This is a genomic window from Streptomyces sp. NPDC017943 (assembly GCF_044328425.1).
Taxonomy (GTDB): Bacteria; Actinomycetota; Actinomycetes; order Streptomycetales; family Streptomycetaceae; genus Streptomyces; species Streptomyces djakartensis_A.
This window is the reverse complement of sequence record NZ_JBIRHH010000070.1, coordinates 1-3399: the sequence shown is the minus strand read 5'-3', so window position 1 is coordinate 3399 and position 3399 is coordinate 1. Positions and strand designations below refer to the sequence as shown.

2 protein-coding genes are annotated in these 3399 nt (G+C 61.7%); one reads left to right on the top strand and one right to left on the bottom strand.

Annotated elements, in window-relative coordinates; genetic code table 11:
* Positions 1–190: 190 nt before the first annotated feature.
* On the bottom strand, positions 191–1066 hold the full coding sequence (locus tag ACH4C6_RS36235) for a hypothetical protein (protein ID WP_398112824.1): 876 nt from the start codon (positions 1064–1066) through the stop codon (positions 191–193).
* A 532-nt stretch (positions 1067–1598) separates the two neighbouring features.
* On the opposite strand from ACH4C6_RS36235, the gene ACH4C6_RS36230 reads away from it, so the two are divergent.
* On the top strand, positions 1599–2342 hold the full coding sequence (locus ACH4C6_RS36230; protein WP_398112823.1) for a transposase family protein: 744 nt from the start codon (positions 1599–1601) through the stop codon (positions 2340–2342).
* Positions 2343–3399: the final 1057 nt, after the last annotated feature.

Below are 3399 nucleotides of genomic sequence, written 5' to 3'. Positions count from 1 at the left end.
CAACTGCTTCGTCGGGCCTGATGCTCCACCCGGCGCATCGGAACCGTCGTCCAAGCCATCCACACACTCATGACCTGCACGTATTCAGGATGAAATAGGTTCAGCGTTTGAGAATCTATTTTCGCTACCTGACCGCGGCAGGTAGCGGAAATCGCGCAAGGTCGCCGCGCATCGCGCCGACTGGCGCGCCTCACCTCCGTGGGCTTCTGACCGGCACGGGCGATACTTGACACTGACCCTCTGATGCGCTCAGTTCAGACTGGGTCTTATCCGCACCCTGCCCCCGATGAGATTGGGATTGATAAGCATCCTGCCCCAAAACGGCCGCGTGCGTTATGAGCTGCCGCTCACGCGAACCTGAGGTAGAGGAGGGCGTCAACTCGGATTGATCAGTGCTGTGATTTTCTGCCCACACATTCCTGACCGTCGCTGTAAGGTAGAGGGCAGCCGTGAATATTTGCGTTGGAGATTTAACGCGCACCCTGCCTGCAACTAGATTCGGTGTAAATGCCGGAATCACCTCCCGCGCTACTTCCGGGACATCTGCAGGGGCCTTAGTGGGGGTTTGCCCATAACCCGGTATTGCGTTACTGCCATCTGTATCAGCAATCTCCTTGCATACTCGGACGTGGGCAGAATGCAGCAACTCTTCAGGGATGCGCAGTGCGGCCGCCATCTCCGAAATCATTTTGTTCTCATACGCCTGGAAGCCGCTCTCCAGAAAAGTGCTCTTTTTTGTGTGTGATTCCAGCATATAGGCTGGCATCCGAGCGAGAAATTCTGCGTGCACATTTTCACTGTAGGCAAGCAGCGCCGTCATATACCTGGCTGCGGAGAGGTGAAGTAACATTGAAATTACCTTGTTCGTCGAGATCTCACCTTCAGCGAAGGATACAGTTACCTGCCTTTCCCTCCCTGTCGCTTCGGCAAGTTTCGTTGCAATCGCCGAACGCAACGCAATGACACTGTCGTACTGAGTGGAAGGCAGCTCGAAATCGACTACATCCCTCAGAGGGATCGTGCGAGTTTTGGCTTCCAGTGAATCGACATCATCGTGGGATGGCAAAGTATTCCCCTAGTAATTTTCCAGTATGCGAGGCGATTAGGCCATGGAAGTCTCTTCTGGAAAAGGTAGTTTCGTGAGTTTCTGACAAGTCTAGTGGGCGGCAATTAACGTTCGCTTATCGCGCCGACACCTGGGGCAGGAACACTGAGCCTTTTCCAACCTGCTGTCGTGTCCGGCGGTTGGCATGACAGACGAGTGAAGCCCCTGGTAGACGGGCTACACAATCAAGATCACCCGTTCTGCAGAGGCTCCACGTGCTTGTCTACCCGTCCGGACTGAACCGTCCAGCTCACATCTTCGTTCTCTCACCGCCCGTCTCCGTGAACACCGCCGCGCGATCGGCAGCCGGTGGCGTCGGCTCAACGCCGGTTGGCAGGCCCTGATCGCGGCCGACCTGATCGACACACTGAATTGTTTTCATCCTGTCCTGCAAGGGTGATGAGGCAGGTCAGTGGGGTGGTGTGACGAGGCGAGGCTCCTGGTCGTTGCGGTGGTGTTCTCTGCGCACCACGCTTCGTCCGAGGAGCCTCGCTTGGTCCCGTATCGTGCGACGCTCGACGTCCCGCATGAGCTGGTCGAGCACGACTTCTGGCTGAGTTATGCCCGAAGGTGTGAATGCGGCACGCGGTGGCGCAGGCTGGGCTGTTTCCACCAGGCCCTGCTGGCGTTGGTGCACCTGCGCAAGAACGAGACGCTGCCCCAGCTCGCTGGGGGGTTCGGGATCTCCACCGCAACCGCCTGGCGGTACGTGGACGAGACCCTTGAGGTCCTGGCCTCCTGGGCGCCCAGCCTGCACGAAGCCCTTGTCGGCCTGGGCGAAGAGGACTTCGTCATCGTCGACGGCACGCTCATCCACAAGCCGTACTACTCCCAGAAACACCGCGAGCACGGCATGAACGTCCAGGTCATCGCGCGTCCGGACGGCACCCCGCTGTGGTTCTCCCATGCAACCCCGGGCCGCACGCACGACCTGAATACAGCCCGCGCCCACGGCATCGTCCAGGCAGGCCTCACCCGGCAGATCCTCGTACTCGCCGATCGGGCCTACCAAGGCGCCGGTGCCACCTTCCGAACCCCCTACTACCACCACAGCGAACAACCCGAGCAGTACCAGCAGTTCAACGGCGACCACGCCCGCCTCCGAGTACCCGGCGAACGCGCCTTCGCACAGCTCAAAACCTGGAGGCTACTGCGGCGGGCCCGCTGTTCCACCCACCGCATCGACACGGCAATCCAAGCCGTCCTCACCCTGTCGACCAGCGCATATTCAGGATGAAAACGGTTCACTGAGCCTCTTCAGTGGGGTCTCTCGCCGGTGAACCAGGCTCATGGGCTGACGGGCTTTGAGCAGGGCGGCCGGGCCGATGCCGTCCAGGGCCGTCACCCACATCGTCAGTCGACCAGTAGTCGTTCTGAAGAGGCTCACTGAGCCTTTCCAACGTGGCTGTCAGGTCCGCCGACCATGGCCGGCGGAGCGTTCGTCGCGCGGCGGCCGACTGTGGAGCTGCTGGGCAACTCACTAGCAAGTCCTTGACCAGCACAGACGTAGGGTTGGCTCGTCTCTTGCGTCCGTCTCCCGGGCGTTGCCGAGCTGCGCGCCCGGGGGGGTCGGAGGCCCGACGGCGGCAGCGTCGCAACGGCTCTCGGAGCCGGCTGTCGCCTCAACGCGGGGCGGCCCGCAGCACGGTACTGCAAGGGTGCGGCTGGAACTGGTTGGCTGAAATGAGTTGACTGGCTGGAACTCGCTGTTCGATACAGAGTTGTTGCGAAAGATCATTACGGTTGGTCCATCGCTCGCTTCACAGCGGCGATGGGCTGCGAACCTTGGCCTCCCCCGTCGTGGTTCGCAGCCCTTCCGGACGCGGCGGGTCTTGTGGCGCGGCGGATGGTTGCTGGCAGCCCGTCAAAAATCGCGCGACCGCCTGCGGCGGCTTCAGCCTGGCGGTGATCCTCGGCCCCGTGCGGACAGGGCGCTGACCTGCCATGGTCGAGCCTGTGGTCGGGGTGCCGGCGACCCGTGGGGCCCATGGCCGGGGCCACACATGGCTGCGGGCGGGCGGCTGGGGAGGTGAACCGGCAGATCACGGTCGGCCGTAGATACAGAAAGGCAAATAGGGCGGATACAACGGAGCCCGCCCCAGCATTCTCCGCATCCGTGCACCGTCTGGAGCCATCGGTGACCACTCCCCCGCAGCCCTCCCGCCCCACCGGCGCGTCCGGTAGCCACAGTGACTTATGGGAAGCACCATCGGAAACGGAAAGCGACTTCCTCCTTGCCGCGATGGAGGACAACCCCAGCGCGTACGGCTCTTCGCGCGACCGCGGTTCTTCAC